Origin of the sequence: Lacrimispora sphenoides JCM 1415 (genome assembly GCF_900105615.1) — a bacterium.
Classification (GTDB): Bacteria; Bacillota; Clostridia; order Lachnospirales; family Lachnospiraceae; genus Lacrimispora; species Lacrimispora sphenoides.
In genome coordinates, this window is record NZ_LT630003.1 from 1364939 (window position 1) to 1382576 (window position 17638).

At 44.8% G+C, this 17638-nt stretch carries 14 protein-coding genes; all 14 read left to right on the forward strand.

The genetic code is table 11. The features are described from left to right. Positions 1 to 3 precede the first annotated feature (3 nt). Positions 4 to 1053 carry a galactitol-1-phosphate 5-dehydrogenase gene (locus tag BMX69_RS06045; RefSeq protein ID WP_054790567.1) on the forward strand — a complete coding sequence of 350 codons (1050 nt, stop codon included), beginning with the start codon at positions 4 to 6 and terminating at the stop codon, positions 1051 to 1053. Positions 1054 to 1062: 9 nt separating this feature from the next. Then, entirely contained in the window at positions 1063 to 2022 is a 960-nt protein-coding gene (gene pfkB, locus BMX69_RS06050; protein ID WP_100041848.1) for a 1-phosphofructokinase, read from the forward strand. Further along, positions 2000 to 2881 (forward strand): aldose 1-epimerase family protein, encoded by an 882-nt coding sequence (locus tag BMX69_RS06055; RefSeq protein ID WP_054790568.1) that lies wholly within the window; start codon positions 2000 to 2002, stop codon positions 2879 to 2881. Before pfkB ends, BMX69_RS06055 begins: the two co-directional genes overlap by 23 nt. 33 nt (positions 2882 to 2914) lie before the next feature. Then, positions 2915 to 3922 (forward strand): aldo/keto reductase family protein, encoded by a 1008-nt coding sequence (locus tag BMX69_RS06060; protein WP_100041849.1) that lies wholly within the window; start codon positions 2915 to 2917, stop codon positions 3920 to 3922. Between the two features lie 151 nt (positions 3923 to 4073). Continuing rightward, positions 4074 to 5069 (forward strand): LacI family DNA-binding transcriptional regulator, encoded by a 996-nt coding sequence (locus BMX69_RS06065; protein WP_100041850.1) that lies wholly within the window; start codon positions 4074 to 4076, stop codon positions 5067 to 5069. A gap of 12 nt (positions 5070 to 5081) precedes the next feature. After that, a complete protein-coding gene (locus BMX69_RS06070; RefSeq protein WP_100041851.1) occupies positions 5082 to 6671 on the forward strand; it encodes a response regulator transcription factor in 1590 nt (529 codons plus the stop codon). Continuing rightward, positions 6664 to 8448 carry a cache domain-containing sensor histidine kinase gene (locus tag BMX69_RS06075; protein ID WP_100041852.1) on the forward strand — a complete coding sequence of 595 codons (1785 nt, stop codon included), beginning with the start codon at positions 6664 to 6666 and terminating at the stop codon, positions 8446 to 8448. The genes BMX69_RS06070 and BMX69_RS06075 overlap by 8 nt, the downstream gene beginning before the upstream one ends. After that, entirely contained in the window at positions 8435 to 9409 is a 975-nt protein-coding gene (locus BMX69_RS06080; RefSeq protein ID WP_054790576.1) for a substrate-binding domain-containing protein, read from the forward strand. The genes BMX69_RS06075 and BMX69_RS06080 overlap by 14 nt, the downstream gene beginning before the upstream one ends. Positions 9410 to 9605: 196 nt before the next feature. Beyond that, positions 9606 to 11099, forward strand: a complete 1494-nt coding sequence (locus tag BMX69_RS06085; RefSeq protein ID WP_054790615.1) for a sugar ABC transporter ATP-binding protein — start codon at positions 9606 to 9608, stop codon at positions 11097 to 11099. A 17-nt stretch (positions 11100 to 11116) separates the two neighbouring features. Continuing rightward, positions 11117 to 12103, forward strand: coding sequence for an ABC transporter permease (locus tag BMX69_RS06090; RefSeq protein ID WP_054790577.1), 987 nt, complete (start codon positions 11117 to 11119; stop codon positions 12101 to 12103). A 69-nt stretch (positions 12104 to 12172) separates the two neighbouring features. After that, on the forward strand, positions 12173 to 13318 hold the full coding sequence (locus BMX69_RS06095) for a substrate-binding domain-containing protein (RefSeq protein WP_054790578.1): 1146 nt from the start codon (positions 12173 to 12175) through the stop codon (positions 13316 to 13318). A 92-nt stretch (positions 13319 to 13410) separates the two neighbouring features. Beyond that, a complete protein-coding gene (locus BMX69_RS06100) occupies positions 13411 to 13845 on the forward strand; it encodes an RbsD/FucU family protein (RefSeq protein ID WP_025232782.1) in 435 nt (144 codons plus the stop codon). A gap of 212 nt (positions 13846 to 14057) precedes the next feature. Beyond that, positions 14058 to 16142, forward strand: coding sequence for a sigma 54-interacting transcriptional regulator (locus tag BMX69_RS06105; RefSeq protein WP_100041853.1), 2085 nt, complete (start codon positions 14058 to 14060; stop codon positions 16140 to 16142). Between the two features lie 282 nt (positions 16143 to 16424). Beyond that, positions 16425 to 17600, forward strand: a complete 1176-nt coding sequence (locus BMX69_RS06110; RefSeq protein WP_100041854.1) for a MalY/PatB family protein — start codon at positions 16425 to 16427, stop codon at positions 17598 to 17600. The last annotated feature ends 38 nt before the right edge of the window (positions 17601 to 17638 follow it).

A 17638-nucleotide genomic window follows, 5' to 3' on the forward strand; every position in this document is an offset into this window, starting at 1 on the left:
AAAATGAAAGCGGCAGTCGTTTGTGCAAATGAAAATGTAACATATCAGGATTATGAGGAACCGGTGGCAGGACCGGGACTGGTAAAGGTGAGAGTGAAAGCGTCCGGTATATGTGGTTCTGACATACCCAGAGTCCTGCATCATGGAGTTCACTATTATCCCATCGTGCTGGGACATGAATTTTCCGGTGATGTAGTGGAAGTAGGAGAGGGCGTTAAGAAAATCAAAGTCGGTGACAGAGTATCCGGTGCACCGTTGCTTCCCTGTATGAAATGTGATGATTGTCAGAATGGAAACTTTTCCCTCTGCAAGCATTATAGTTTTATCGGTTCCAGACAGCAGGGGAGCAATGCGGATTATGTAGTATTACCGGAGCAGAACGCGGTTGTGTTTGATAAGAGCATTTCCTATGAGCAGGGCGCCATGTTTGAACCATCCACGGTTGCCCTTCATGGGATTTTCCAGAATGAGTACAGGGGAGGTGAGTATGTTGCTGTTTTAGGCGGCGGAACCATAGGCATGTTTACGATGCAGTGGGCTAAAATATTTGGTTCCAGAAAAGTTGTGGTATTTGATATCAGTCATGAGCGTCTGGAGCTTGCAAAACGGCTGGGAGCCGATGAAACCGTCAACACCACTGAAGATGGCCATATGGAAAAGGCCATGGCTATTACTGAGGGGAAAGGCTTTTCCTACGTATTTGAGACGGCCGGACAGATACCCACCATGCACATGGCCTTTGAACTGGCGGCGAATAAAGCTCATGTATGCTTTGTGGGCACTCCCCATGAGGAGCTTGCGTTTACTCCGGCCATGTGGGAAAATATGAACCGGAAGGAATTTCATCTGACCGGTTCCTGGATGTCTTACAGTTCCCCGTTCCCTGGAAAAGAGTGGAGCCTGACTGCACACTACTTTGCGACTGGACAGCTTAAGTTCGATCCGGGTTTTATCTATAAAAAGGTTCCCATGAGCCAGGCACAGGAGGCCTTTCAGATGTTCAAGATACCAGGCCAGGTCAAGGGAAAAGTTCTGCTGGTAAATGAAGAATAGGAGGCAGCCATGATACTGACGGTGACACTGAATGCAGCTATTGATAAACGCTATGTAGTGGATGGGTTTTGCATAGGAGAGGTAAACCGGGTAAAGGAATGTACTTATACTCCGGGCGGAAAAGGACTGAATGTTTCCAAGCCGGCTGCCATTTCCGGTGCCCAAGTGGTTGCTACCGGTTTTATCGGCGGCCATGCGGGAAGCTATATTGAGGATTCGTTAAAGCCATTTGGGATTAAAAGTGCATTCTGTCATTTAAAGGAGGAAAGCCGTTCCTGCATTAATATCTGGGATGAGAAAAATAAAATCCAGACTGAATTTCTGGAGCCGGGTTTTACAGTTACAATGGAAGATTTCTGGCGTTTTACCGGGCAGTTTGAAGAATTGGCCAAACAGGCAGAGGTGGTGGCTATGTCTGGAAGCGTTCCGAAAGGTCTTGATGGAACTGCATACCAGCGCCTGATAAAGATTGGAAAAGACCTTGGAAAAAAGGTGATACTGGATACCAGCGGATCGCTTCTTGAGATGGGGATAGAGGCCCGGCCAACCATGATTAAGCCCAATTTGGATGAAATCCGGATGCTGACCGGAAAGTCCTGTGACAGTCTGGATGAGATGATCCGGGCGGCCGGTGAGATCCATAGGCGTGGCGTGGAAATTGTGGCAGTTTCTCTTGGAAAAGACGGATCCTTCGTTGTTTGTGATACGGGAGTTTACCGGGCCACAGTGCCAAAGATTCATGCGGTTAATACGGTGGGGTGCGGGGATTCCATGATTGCCGGTTTTGCCCTGGGGCTGAGCCAGGGTCTGCCTGTGGAAGAAATCTTAAGAAAAGCCAGCGCTATTTCAGCAGCCGCAGCATTAAGGGAAGAAACCGGATATTACAGACTTGAGGATATGGAACGGCTTCTGCCGGAGATTGAAGTATGCAGGATCGGAGGATGCAATGAACTATCTATTGGAGAATGACGATTTATGCGTGGAATTTACGACTAAGGGCGGAGGATTGACCTCAATCAGGGACAAGAGTGGACGGGAATATTTATGGCAGGGAGACCCCAGGTATTGGAGCGGCCAGGCGCCTGTGCTGTTTCCCATCTGCGGAAGTCTGAGAGAAGAACAGGCAGTGACGGAAGATGGAAAGCCGGTTCACATGCCAAGACATGGCATTGTACGGAAGGAAGAATTTAAACTGGAATTCATGTACAAAGACAAAATTTGTTTCTCCATTGTGGAAAATGAATCTATGCTTTCTCATTTTCCCTATCAGTTTCGTCTGTCCATCACTTATACGCTGAAGGAAAAGCAGATACAGGTAACCTATGGGATTTTGAACAGGGATACTGCGAATATGCCGTTTTTTATAGGAGGTCATCCTGCATTTAATTGTCCCCTGGACAGCGGGGAGGATTATTCCGACTATAAGATTGTTTTTGAACAGGAGGAAAATTGTACGGTTCCTGCTCCTGTGACAGAGACAGGACTGATCGATATGGGAAAACGAACTCTCATGCTGGAAGGCAGTGATACATTACGCTTAAATCATGATCTGTTTAAAAAGGATGCAATGATCTTTGATCAGTTAAAATCCCGGAAAATCCAGTACATCCACAGGCAGGAGCAAAAAGGAGTCCAATTGGAGTTTCCACAGTTTCCATATCTGATTCTGTGGTCCTCAAACAACAACGGACCTTTTATTGCTATGGAGCCATGGTCTGGTCTTTCCACCTGCAGCGATGAGGACGATGTGTTGGAGCATAAGAGAAATGTATTGATTGCAGAGCCAGGGCTTTTAGAAGAGTTAAGTTATACCATAACAATTTTATAATGAATAAGAAAAAATGAAGAGGAGAAGAAACAGATGGGAGAATTTATCAATCAGGCAAATGTGCCCAAAGTAACACTATATACAGGAGAGCAGATTCCCTGTGTTGGAATGGGAACCTTTGGTTCTGACCGTTTTACCCCGGAACAGGTGTCCTCTGCGGTGGCAGGAGCAATCCGCTGCGGATACCGGATGTTTGACTGTGCCGCCTGCTACGGCAATGAGGACCAGATTGGAAAGGTATTCCAGGAGGCGTTTGAGGAAGGCGTGGTGGACAGAAAAGAACTGTTTATCATGACAAAAGTGTGGAATGATATGCATGAACGGGTAGAGGAGTCCTGTAAAAAGAGTATTTTGGACTTGCAGTGCGGCTATATGGACCTGTTTTTTATCCATTGGCCATTTCCAAACTATCATGCCCCTCATTGTGATGCTGATTCCCGCAATCCTGATTCCAGACCCTTCAGCACAGAGGAATTCATCCGTACATACAGACAGTGTGAGGCGCTTGTAGAAAAAGGACTTATCCGTAACATTGGAATTTCCAATATGACCATACCAAAACTGGAAGCAGTTTTACCGCTGATGAAAATCATGCCCGTTGCCTGTGAAATGGAACTCCATCCCTGCTTCCAGCAGCAGGAGCTTTTTGATTATCTTGTAGCACATAAAATCCAGCCTGTAGGCTTCATGCCCCTTGGTTCTCCCCAACGCCCGGAGCGGGATATGTGCCAGGAAGATATTGCAGACTTACAGCAGCCTGAAATGAAGAAAATCGCAGAGGCTCACGGATGCCATCCGGCCCTCATTGCACTGAAATGGGCCAGACAGAGAGGTCAGATTCCCATTCCATTTTCCATCTACGAAGCAGAGTATGTCAGCAACTTAAGAGCCATGACAGAAGATCCGCTTACAGAGGATGAGATGAAAACAATTGCAACCCTTGAGCGCAATAACCGGTTGGTAAAAGGACAGGTGTTCCTCTGGGAAGGAGCATCAGACTGGCATGCCCTGTGGGATGAGGATGGCTATATTGTAAAATAGGGAAAAGAAAGAGGAGCAGCCGGAAAGGAAGCTTCTCTTTCTTTTTGTGAGCCATGGGGTGCATGTAAATTTGATACTGTTCTTTTGGCCGCAGTTAATGTATAATGAAAAGGAATAAGAGCGAAACGTTTCGCGGTCAGGAAAGGAAACTATGGGCGCAACAATAAGAGACATTCAGAAGCTGACGGGGCTGTCATTGGCTACAATTTCCAAATATTTAAATGGCGGCAATGTTCTGCCGGAAAACAGGGCGGCAATCGGCAGGGCCATAGAGGAACTCCATTATGAAGTCAATGAAGTTGCCCGGGGCTTAAAAACAAGGCAGACCAGAATCGTAGGGGTTTTGCTCCATGATTTGAAAAATATTTTTGCAGGAACCATTATATCCCGGATGGAAGACATCCTCCGTCAGCACGGATACGGGATGTTTCTTTGTGACTGCCGCGGAAATCCGGAATTAGAGGCAGAAGAGATACAGTTTCTTCTGAGCAAACAGGTGGATGGAATTATCACTTTTCCTACGTCTGAAAATTCCGGTTATTTAAAGCTTGCCAGGGAACGGGGGATTCCTATTGTACTGATTGACCGGATTTTCGATGATCAGGAATTTGACAGCGTGATTGTTGACAATGAAACGGCATCAAAGCTGGCGGTGGAGAAGCTTCTGGCATATGGACACCGCCGGATCGGTATGATCTGCGGGGATGAGCATTATTACACGGCCAGAAAGAGGCTTTATGGTTTTTGCCGGGCCATGGAGGTAACTGGGGGAGAAGCCTGCATTTTGAAGGGAGAATTAACTGTAGGACATGGATATGAAGCCATGAAAAAAATGTTAGGCATGAAAGAACGGCCTACAGCAGTGTTTTTAAGCAATTATGAGATTACACTTGGAGCTGTGATTGCCTTGAATGAACAGAATGTTTCTTTTCCAAAGGAAATCTCCGTAATCGGGTTTGACAATATGATGCTGGCTCAAGTGGTAAAGCCTAAGCTTTGGATGATCACACAGCCCATGGAACAGATTGCTGTAAGGGCAGCCGAGATTATGATGGAACGGTTAAAGAACGGCAGCAGACGGGAACCGCAGGTGGAAATACTCCAGACCATGTTGTCAAAGGGAGACTCCATCGGAAGGATTGTTTGACGGGGGAAAAACATGTATAAAGTATTGCTGGTGGATGACGAAATATTAATCCGGGAACGGATTTCCAGAAAAATCCCGTGGGAGGAACTAGGGTACGAATTAGCGGGTATCTGCGAGAACGGCAGGGAGGCCATAGCATTTATTGAACAGGAGCCGGTCAGCCTGATTCTCACTGATATCTGCATGCCCCATGTGGATGGACTGGAACTTGCAAAGTATGTATATGAACATGCCAAAAATACCAAGGTAGCAATTATTACGGGATATGAAGAATTTGAATATGCAAAAAAAGCGCTGGAATATCATGTGTTTTCCTATATATTAAAGCCTGTCACATCCGCAGAGCTTATGGAAAACTTGATGGAGATCCATAAGATTCTGGAGGATGAGAGGAATAATCAGCAGGTGCGTATCCGGTACGAAGACAGCTATCCATTGCTGGAAAACCAGTTCCTGCTTCAGCTGGCCCAGGGAAAGATACCGGAGGAGGCCATAGGGGAAAAGCTGAGGGAATTTAAAATCAATTTCCGTGGAGACAGCTACTGTGCTGCAATTTTCTTTCCAAGAGAGCCGGTCAGCCGGATGGAGCTGGAGCACATGACGGAATTTACCAGGGCAAAATACCCGGAGGATGTTCTGGCCTTTCAAGGAAATGACGGAACCATGATTGCGTATATTAAGCGGAGCCGCAGCAACGATCAGGATAATAATATGGCCCGCTTATGCCGGATGATGGTACAGGACATCAACAGCAAATTAGGGATCGAAGTGTTTTGTCTGATAGGGATTGCTGTCATGAATTTAAACGGCTTGAATCTTTCTTATGAAAAAGCCCTGGGGATGAAAGAATACCTTTATCTGGAAAAGGAATCCCATGTTTATGAATGGGATCAATACCAGAAATGCCGGTTCCAGCCAGATGCCGGATTTGAAAAAAATGACAGGGAAAAGAGATTGATTCTAGCCGTCCAGAGCAATTTAAAGGAAGAGATACGCCGGGAAGTATCCTCGATCCGGGACGAATGCAGCGGGAAATGGCTTTCACGGACCAAGGTTGTGATTTTCTGTCAAAGCCTTATTCTGGCGGTGATGAATTCTTTGGAACGTCTGAACATGGAGGATGCGGAGCTTTTCCTAAAAGGGCAGGAGCTTTTTTCCGGCCTTTACGGTTGCAGTTATATCTCTGAAATGGAAGAAAAGCTGCTGGATTTTTTTGATTCCGCGGCAGATCTTATGAACAGGAACCGCAGCAGCTATGGAGAAGAACGGGCGGCAATGGCCCTTAATTATATCTCGGAGCATTATTCCGAATGCAGTCTTTCCCTTCAGGAGGTATGCGGTAAGCTGGCGATCAGTGTCAGCTATTTCAGCTCCGCATTTAAAAATTACACCGGAATGACCTTTGTGGAGGCCCTGACAAAGACCAGGATGGAAGCGGCAAAGGAACTGCTGAAAAACACAACCATGAAAACCTATGAGATTGCGGAATGCTGTGGGTACAGTGATTCCAATTATTTTAGTTCAATTTTTAAAAAGACTGTAGGGAATACACCCAGAGAATATGCAAAATCCGTAACCGGACAGAAGGGTAAAAATGATTAGGAAAATAAGGTTTAAAAGCATTCGCACCAGCATGATCATTTATTTCTCCTGTCTGGTTCTGCTGATTGTGACTGCATTCATGTTTTTTTCCATAAAATATACCAAAGAGAACCTGATGGAAAACTCCGAAGAGAACAGCCGCCGGTTGATTGAACAGGTAAACTTAAGCATCGAAAATTATGTGGATCATATGGAAAATATCTCTCATGTGGTTGTCAGCAACCGGGACATGCGGGAATATCTGTTTGGTGATGATGAAACCGGAGTGTGGCCTCATCTGAAGGAAGAATTCCAGACCATTCTTCAGGTGAGAAAGGATATTTACAATATTGCGATCCTTGGAAACAATGGCAGGTATTTTATCAACGGCGGAAACCGTGCGATGAATACCAGAGCACAGTTGGAAAAGAAGGAATGGTACCGGGAAGCAAAAGAGGCAGGAAGTGAAATTGTCATTTCCTCTTCCCATGTCCAGAATCTGGTGAAGGGAGATTACAAATGGGTGGTGACTCTCAGCAGGGGAATCCAGAATCCCAAGACCCAACAGGTGGAAGGACTGTTCATTCTTGATTTAAATTATGATGTGATCAATGACCTGTGTGAATCAATCCATCTGGGAAATAAAGGATATGTATATATTGTGGATCAGAAAGGGGAAATCGTATACCATCCCCAGCAGCAGCTGATCTTAAGCGGGGTAAAAAATGAGCTGCTGAAAGAAGTTCTGAATCAGAAAACAGGAATCTCCTATAAAGATGAGAACGGGGAGAATAAGATTTATACCACCTTTCACTCAGGTAAAACCGGCTGGACCATTGTGGGGGTTGTGTATACCTCTGAGCTGGTAAAAAGAGAACAGGCCATGAGAGCCATGTACATTGGCATGGCACTGGCGCTGATCATCCTGGCAGGCGTAATTGCCATATTCCTGTCCGACAGCATAACAAAGCCCATCAAACAGCTTCAGGCAGGTATGAAGAAAGTACAGGAGGGAAGATTTCAGCCGGTATACATTGATGCAGGAGGAGATAATGAGATCGCCAGCTTAAACCGGTCCTTCAACCGGATGACGGAACATATTGATGAATTGATGAAGAGGAATATGGCGGAACAGGTGGAAAAGCGGAAAAGCGAACTGAAGGCTCTGCAGTCACAGATCAATCCTCACTTTCTATATAATACTCTGGACTCTATCATCTGGATGATTGAAACCGATGATGCGCAGCAGGCCATAAAAATGACTTCCATATTGGCCCGGTTCTTCCGGCAGGCCATCGGGAATTCCGATGTGTTTGTCACAATCAGCCAGGAATTGGAATACACAAAAAATTATCTCTTAATTCAGCAGATGCGTTATAGGGATAAGGTAACCTTTGATATCCAGGTAAATCCGGATATACTGGAATGCCACATCATAAAACTGGTTATGCAGCCCCTTGTAGAGAATGCGCTGTATCATGGACTTAAGTATAAAGAAGGGCGCGGCCATATTTGGATTACAGGGTATCGTCTGGAAAATAAAGTTATCCTTAAGGTGATGGATGATGGGATAGGGATGGAAACAGAGACTCTGCAGAACCTTTTCCGGAACAAAAATAAAACCGGGGGGAAACACAATGGAGTAGGGCTGGGAAATATACAGAACCGCTTAAAGCTGTATTACGGTGAGGAATATGGAATTCAGGTGGACAGCGAAAGGGAAATAGGAACGGCAATTACCATTGAAATCCCCTTCCTGCTGCCGGAGCGCAAGGAGGATACAGATGAAAAAGCATAAAAATGGAATTGTTTTAGTGCTGCTTCTGCTGGCTGCTTCCTGTTTTGTCTTCTCTCTGATTCGGTTGGGGGTATTCAGGGAGAATAAAAAGGTGAAGATTGTTTTTATTCCTAAAGTCATGGATGAAACAAATGATTTTTGGATGTCAATGATATCCGGCGCAAAAAGTGCCGCCAGGGAGTATCAGGCTGATATCGTTATCCTTGCTCCTCAAATTGAAAACGATTATGTAACGCAGGAAAAATACATTGATGAAGCAATTAAACTAAATCCCGATGTGATCGCATTGTCACCCATCAGATATTCGGAGATGACGGATTCGGTATGGAAAATAAAGGAAGCCGGCATCAAACTGGTTCTGTTGGATTCCATGCTGGATGAGGATCTGGCAGAGTGCTGTGTCAGCACGGATAACATAGAGGCAGGAACCCAGATGGGCAATAAAATGCTGGACTATATGAAAGATGATACGAGAATTGCCATTATGTCCTTTGTAAAAGCTTCTTCCACTGCCATTGAACGTGAACAGGGGGTCAGGACCGGACTTGGAGAATACGAAAACCGGATTGAAACTGTATTATTCAGCAATTCAGACTATGAACAGGCTTATGAACAGACAAAGCAGCTTCTGAAAGAAAAGCCGGAAATTAATCTGATCGCCGGTTTAAATCTCTATTCCACAGTCGGAGTTGCCCGGGCCGTGCGGGAAATGGATCTCAAACATAAAATATATATAGTTGGTTTTGATAATGATGTGGAGGGAATCCAGTACCTGGAAGAAGGGATCATTGATACGCTCATTGTACAGAAACCCTTTAACATGGGTTATTTAGGAATACAGAAGGCCGTGGAAATCGCAAAGGGAAAGAAGGTAGAGAAGATCATTTATTCTGAAACTGAGATCATAACGGTAGACAATATCTACACGGATGAAAACCAGAAACTGCTGTTTCCGTTTTAATCGAGAAAAAGTTTCCGTTATAACGGAATTATCAATCAGACAGAAGAAAGAAAAAGAGGAGTATTTTACGGAAAAGTAAAATATTCCTCTTTTTTTGTAAGATCCTCTATAGGAAAAAATATGAAAGAATATATAATGATAGAAGAGGGAGCGAAACGGTTCGCTCTTATAATCAGAGGAGATGGAAGGTGAAAATGTGGGCGACGTGATGCTTAGAATGAAGGGGATTGACAAGTCCTTTCCCGGTGTGCATGCACTGGACCATGTGGACCTGGAAGTGAAAAGCGGCGAGGTTCACGCGTTAATGGGTGAGAATGGTGCAGGAAAATCCACGCTGATGAAAATACTTACCGGTATTTATTCAAAGGACTCCGGCACGATTGAATTTGAAGGAAAAGAGATGGAGTTTACCACTCCTAAGGAAGCCCAGGACTCAGGAATTGCCATTGTGCATCAGGAGCTTAATATGATGAATCATCTTACGGTCGCGCAGAATATCTTCATTGGCAGGGAGATGATGAAAGGCGGGCTAATTGATGATTCCCAGATGAACAGGGAGGCCAAGAAGCTGTTTGACAGACTGAATATAGATATTAACCCAGCAGAAACTATGGGGAACCTGACCGTAGGAAGACAGCAGATGTGTGAAATTGCAAAGGCAATTTCCAGAGAAGTGAAGCTGATTGTATTTGATGAGCCTTCAGCAGCCTTGACAGAAGCTGAGATCGAGGAGCTGTTTAAAATCATCCGGGATTTAAGGACCAAAGGTCTGGGAATTGTTTACATATCCCACCGGATGGATGAAATCAAGGTAATTACAGACCGGGTGACGGTTATGCGTGACGGCAGTTATGTGGGGACACTGGTCACCAGGGATTGCACCAAGGATGATATTATCAATATGATGGTTGGTCGTGTTATTTATGAGACGCCAAAGCAGGTGAGCAATGTGCCGGAGGGCGCACCCGTTGTCCTTAAGGTGGAGCATTTAAATGCCGGAAGACTGGTAAAGGACGTCAGCTTTGAACTGCACAAGGGCGAGATCCTTGGCTTTTCCGGGCTGATGGGAGCAGGAAGAACAGAGACAGCCAGAGTGATCTTCGGGGCTGATAGAAAGGAAAGCGGAGATATATTCATCAATGGCGACAAGGCGGAGATAAAGACAACAGAGGATGCGGTAAAACACGGAATCGGATATCTGTCTGAGGACCGGAAACGGTTTGGTCTTGTTATCCAGAAAACCGTAGCCGAAAACGCATCGATGGCTTCTTTGCCGGATTTTATCCAGGGTCTGTTTATTGATCAAGAGAAAGAACAGAGGGAAGCGGAACAATATGTGAAAACATTGAATATCAAGACTCCCGGAGTGGATCAGTTGGTAATGAACTTATCAGGAGGGAACCAGCAGAAGGTAGTCATAGCAAAATGGCTGATCAAAAACTGTGATATCCTGATCTTTGATGAACCTACAAGGGGAATCGATGTAGGTGCAAAAAGTGAGATCTATCATTTAATGAATGAACTGGTAAAGCAGGGGAAATCCATCATCATGATATCTTCGGAAATGACGGAGATCCTTCGTATGAGTGACAGAGTCATCGTGATGTGTGAGGGACGTATCACAGGAGAGCTCCCCATTGAAGAAGTGACGCAGGAACGTATCATGACTGCGGCCACCTTGAGAAATTAATCCAGGAGGAGAAAGAGATGGAAAAACTGAAAAACAATCCGGTTGTAAAGGCAATCGGTACACAGAGACTGGTTGCATTGCTGGCACTGATTGTCATTTATGGGGTATTTGGCTTAATGAATCCCCGGTTTGCTACCTACAATACCATGGTAAATATATTTGACGCATCGTATTATATCGGATTTATGGCGATCGGAATCTGCTTTGTAATTGCAACGGGCGGAATCGATCTGTCAATCGGTACCGTATTGACCATGTCAGGTCTGGTGGCCGGTTATCTGAGCGTTAACAAAGGTTTTCCAATGTGGCTTACAATTATTATCTGTATTCTCATCGGCATGATTTTTGGTTTGATAAATGGCCTGCTGGTGGCTAAAATGGGGCTGCCCCCTTTTATCGCTACCCTTGGCACGATGATGCTGTCAAAGGGAATCGGTTCCATTATCACAGGCGCCCAGTCGGTTACCTGGAAATCCGGTTCTGATCCTGAAGGCTGGTACCGCTGCCTTTTCAAGATTAAAACAGCAGGTGGATTACTGATTCCCACTGGTTTTGTGCTTCTGATCGCTGCAGCCGTCATTATGGCCATCGTATTGAATAAGACGAAAACCGGGCGATATATCCTTTCACTTGGCAGTAACAAGGAGGCCACGCGGCTTTCCGGTGTTAATGTTGACAAGTACCTGATCATCGCATATATCATCAGCGGTACTTTTGCAGGAATTGCAGGCCTTGCATACTCCACCATTTATTCCACTTTGCTTCCAGGCGGAGGAGCCGGATTTGAAATGGATGCCATCGCAGGTGTGGTAATCGGAGGAACTTCAATGGCAGGCGGTACCGGTACGATTGCAGGTACTATGATCGGTGTGTTTATTATTTCCGTACTGAAAACAGGCCTGCCATTCGTAGGGCTGCAGACACACTATCAGCAGGTTGCAACAGGTCTTGTATTAGTAGTTGCAGTATTTGCTGATGTATATAGAAACCGTAAGAAAAATTAAACAAATACAGGGAATGTGATTCGAAAGAATTTACATATAGTACCATTCAAATATGAGGAGGAAGTAAAAATGAAACGAAATGTATTGGGAATTTTACTGAGCACGGCAATGATTGCCACCGCCCTGGCCGGATGCGGAAGCAAAGCAACGGGCAGTACCTCTGCAGCTCCTGAAGCCACAGAGGCTAAAACTTCAGATGGCACTCAGGCCCCTGCAGCCACAGAAGCTGCTTCTAACGGAGATATGACTGTTTATCTGGTAGCAAAAGGATTTCAGTCCCAATATTGGCAGGCAGTATATAAGGGCGCTCAAAACGCAGCAAAAGAATTGGGAGTCCGTCTGGAATATCAGGGACCGGATTCTGAATCGGATATTGCCCAGCAGGTTCAGATGGTGAACAATGCGGTTCAGATGCAGCCAAATGCAATTGGACTGGCAGCCCTGGATGTATCAGCTTTAAACGACAGCATTAAGGAAGCTCAGGATGCAAAAATCCCGATCATAGGATTTGACTCCGGTGTTCCGGATGCACCGGCAGGTTCCGTTGTGGCCAATGCGGCTACGGACAATTACAAGGCAGGAGAAGTGGCAGCCGAAAATACATATCCGCTGGTAAAGGATATCATTGCAAAAGCCACTGGCAGTGTACGGATCGGAGTTCTGAACCAGGATGCCACATCAGAATCCATTATCAGCCGCGGACTTGGTTTTATTAATAAGATTACCGAACTGATTGAAGCTGATGGAAAAAGTGTATGCGTAACCGGAAATGAAAAATTTGTAAGTGACGCTAAAGCGGACAAGGGCGGCTCTGCAGATGTTATTCTGGATGTTGCAGTTCCTGCAAAAGTTGAAGCCTCTCTGATGACAACAGACGCGCAGACAATATTAAATAAAGATGATACGATCTGCATATTCGCATCAAACCAGAAGACAGGGGAAGGCCTGATCACAGGTGATGAGAATCTGGGAAGACTGGGGAAGGAAGTAATCGGTGTTGCATTTGACTCCGGTACCATGATTAAGGATGCGGTAAAAGACGGCAGACTTGCCGGCGCTGTTACCCAGGCACCGGTAGAGATCGGATACCAGACAGTCGAGCTGGCTGTGAAAGCAGCCAGGGGTGAAGCAGTAACTGACGTGGATACAGGCTGTAAGTGGTACACCGTTGATAATATGGACAACGAAGAAATTATACAGAATCTGTATGACTAAGGAATAAATTGATCAATCGGGCTGCTGCATCAGGCGATGGAAAATCTCCGGGCAGCAGCCCTTAATTTTTATCTGGCTGAGGAGGAAGAAAGATGTTAAAAGGAATACCGGCAATTTTAAGCCCGGAACTGTTAAAAATACTTTGTGAAATGGGGCATACGGATGAGCTGACCATTGGTGATGGGAACTTTCCGGGTCATACCTATGGGCAGAAGGTGATTCGCATGGATGGACACGGCGTGGCTGAGATATTGGCTGCAATCCTTCAGGTATTTCCCCTGGATACTTATGAGGAGCATCCGGTGACTTTAATGGCGGTGGTTGCGGGAGATAAAGTGGAAACCCCTATTTGGGAGCAGTACAAAGAAATCGTGGCAAACTATGATGATCGGGGCGCTGGCTGCTTTGAAGAAATCGATAAGTGGAAATTCTACGAAAAGACAAAGGAGAAGTCATCGGTTGTCATTATGACAAGTGAAAAGGCGTTATATGCAAACATCATTTTAAAAAAGGGCGTGGTGGTATAAAACTAATGACAGGTACTTGTTTCCAAGGAGAAGAAAGGAGTAAAGGAGCCGGGGATTGATGGGCCGGTACCGGATAACCAGCTTTCCGAAGGTGAAAAATACGAAAGGTAATATCTTTACCAGCTTTTTTTGCTGTGTTATACTTGAGACAGCAGGAGTAAGAGCAGCGTAAGCTGGTGTTTGGTTCTTTTGTCATCACAGGAAGGTAAAGCATGAAAAAAAGTATTGCGGTTATTGCACTAGACCCTTTTGCGGGAAAAGCATATGCGCAGCAGGTTCGGTCGGTGTTTGGGGAACGGGCTGTTGTACGAAATTATAGCATGATGGATGGAACGGCAGCGAATATGGAACCGTGCGATTTGTATATGGGCTCGACAGATGCTTTTGATGCCATGGGGAATACGAATCGATATATTCCGTCAGATGCACAGCGGATGGAAATTCAGGTTACTTATTTTAAAGAAGCTGTACGCCGTTTGGAAGAAATTCCGAAGGGAACAAAAGTCATTTTTGTTAATATCACTGAGGTTATGGCCAGGGAAGCGGTAACACAGCTGGAACAGCTGGGGATAACCCATTTAAAGTTTATACTCTATGCGCCGGGAAGCAAGCTGACAGATATGGCAGAGATTGCGGTTACTCCGGATGAAGAGCGTTATGTGCCAAGCGGAATTCCCACAATTATAAATTTGGGACAGAGAACCTGCTCTGCCGATACCATGATTGAAGCCGCCTTCAGGCTGGGTTTTGACGATTTACTGGAAGAAGCCACGTTTAAACAGTATCAGGAATCGGTATGCACCAACACCTATTATTTTGACCAGATGTTCAATCGTTCCAGGAGATTGGAGAGTCAGTTTGATATTCTCATGGAAGTACTTGATCAGGGAGTGATCGCGGTAAATGAACATGGAGAAATATATGCAATCAACAAAAATGCAGCCGATATCACCCGTGTTCCTGAAAATCTTAGTCTTACAAACATGGGGGAAGAAGTATTCCCTTATATCCCGTTCCGGAAATGCTTAGAGGAGAAAAAGGAGACGAATCCTCAAGTTGTGAGGGTTGCAGGAAATCTGGTAAGCCTTTATGTGCGGCCGGTGTTAAGGCGGGATGTCTGTATTGGTGCTTTTGCCATCTTGCAGAAGTTTAATGAGATGGAGCGCCGGCAAAACGAACTTCGGGTTCAATTGATGAAAAAGGGCCAGGGACATAGAGCCAAATATTGTTTTGATGATGTGATTGGAGAGTCCGATCTTATCTTAAAGACTAAATTCATCTTAAATAAAATGGCCGGCACAGAATCTCCGGTATTGTTAATTGGGGAAACAGGAACCGGTAAAGAACTGTTTGCACATTCCGTCCATAATGCGTCAAAGCGCAGGGATCAGCCTTTTGTGGCAATTAACTGTGGGGCTATGCCGGAGAATTTATTGGAAAGTGAGCTGTTTGGTTATGAAGAAGGAGCTTTTACCGGCGCGAAAAAGGGAGGCCGCCCAGGTTTATTTGAGTTCGCACATCAAGGGACACTGTTTTTAGATGAAGTGGAAGGCATGAGCCCTGCGCTGCAGGTAAAGCTGCTGCGTGTTTTGCAGGAACGAGAAATCATGCGGGTTGGCGGAAATCAAATTATTCATGTTGATGTGCGGATCGTTGCTGCAACAAATGAAGAGCTTGAGCAAAAGGTAGCGGTAGGTACGTTCCGGCAGGATCTTTATTACAGACTGAACGCATTGCCGGTGTTAATCCCTCCGCTGCGAAAGAGAGCGGAAGATGTATTCTTAATTCTGGATAGTTTTCGTAAAGAACTTGGAGGAAAATTCCGTTTAAATGATGATATCAAGGAGTTATTTCGCCAATACCAGTGGCCGGGAAACATACGGGAACTGCGTAATGTCGTAGATTATTTGTGCTTTACCGGGCATACCGTCATAACAATTGATGATTTACCTCCGGTTTTTCGTATAGGTAAATACTGCGAAGAGGCGGGTGAGATAAAAGATGCTGAACTGAAACTGTACGCCGCAGATCAGCCGCTTCAGTACCAGAATGCATCACATATGCCTACCGAACAGGAACGGGTGATTCTGGAGATTCTTTACAATGCAGAACGTACAGGACAGTCCATTGGACGGGATAAAATACTGTTGGAGGCGCAGAAGCGCAAGGTAAAGTTGACTCAGCCCCAGGTGCGTAAAATATTAGGCAGATTAGAGGAAAACGGCTACGTAATTGTTGCAAGGGGCAGAGGCGGAAGTAGCATTACCAAAAAAGGAGTCGATTGGATAACCAATTAATTGGCTAAGATAGTCTGGCATATAACCACATGATTGTCTATTAACAACTAATTAACAGTCAATTAACAACCGAATAATAACCAAATTATAACCAATTAAAGACCAGGAAGAAAAGGGCTTTCTTTCTCGGCAAAGTTCTTCATGATGATTAAAAAAAGATAAACGTAGAAAAGGCAGTATTTACAAGCTTTTTCTACGTTTTTATTAATATATTTTCTATTTCATGAAAAGTTGGCACGTGTGTTGCTCTATATATAAATATAAAACTGAAAGGAGCTTCATATGAAGTATAATTTTGACATCGTAGTTGACCGAAGTGAAAACCGCGCTGGAAAATACGATGAGAGGCAAAAAAAGTTTGGTACCGCGGATGTGATTCCGCTTTGGGTCGCAGATATGGATTTCCAAACGGCACAGCCAATCATCAATGCATGCGTGGAAAAAGCAATGGAAGGGATCTGGGGATATACATATCGGCCTGACTCTTATTTTGATGCAATACTAAGCTGGCAGTTCCGCAGGCATGGCTGGAAGATTGACAAGGAAAAAGTAAGCTGGAGCCTGGGAGTTGTACCTGCACTGTCTTCAATTGTCAAGGTATTTACCAGGAAAGGGGATTCCATTATGATTCAGACTCCCGTGTATTCTGAGTTCTACGATATCACAGAGGCATGGGAAAGAAACGTAGTTGAAAACCAACTGGTTGAACAGGATGGAAAATGGACAATTGATTTTGCAGATTTTGAGGAGAAAGCAAAAGACCCGAATGTGAAAATCTTTCTTTTGTGCAGCCCCCATAATCCTCTTGGGATCGTCTGGACGAAAGAGCAGCTGCAGAAGATGTTTGAGATTTGCCATGCCAATGACGTGCTGATGGTTTCTGACGAAATACATTCTGATCTGGTGTTCCATGGCAAGAAACATATTCCAACCGCTATGATATCAGAAACGGCCAGAGATCATGTCATAAGTTGTATTTCTGGTACAAAAACATTTAATCTTGCAGGATTACAGGCGTCAACGAATGTTTTCCCGAACCTGGAGATGAAGGCGGCTTTTGATAAGTTCTGGATGAATTTAGACATTCACAGGAATAATGCATTCAGCTCCGTAGCCATGGAAGCGGCGTTTAACGAGGGGGAAGAGTGGTTAGAACAACTGCTTCCATATCTCTCTGAAAACTTTGAGTTTATCAGAGATTATTGTGAGAAGTACATTCCTAAAATCAAACCCAATGTACCGGATGCTACTTATCTGGTATGGCTGGATTGCAGGGAATTGGGAATGAATAATGAAAGATTAAGAAAATTTATGATTGAAGAAGCAAAATTGGGATTAAATGAAGGCTATACCTTTGGCCGGAGCCTTTCCGGCTATATGAGGTTAAATGCAGCATGTCCGAGAAGCGTGCTGGAAATAGCCATGAAACAGCTGGAGGATGCGGTAAATCGTCTTTAAGATAAAGGAATTATGAAAGTCACTTGAAATCAAAATTA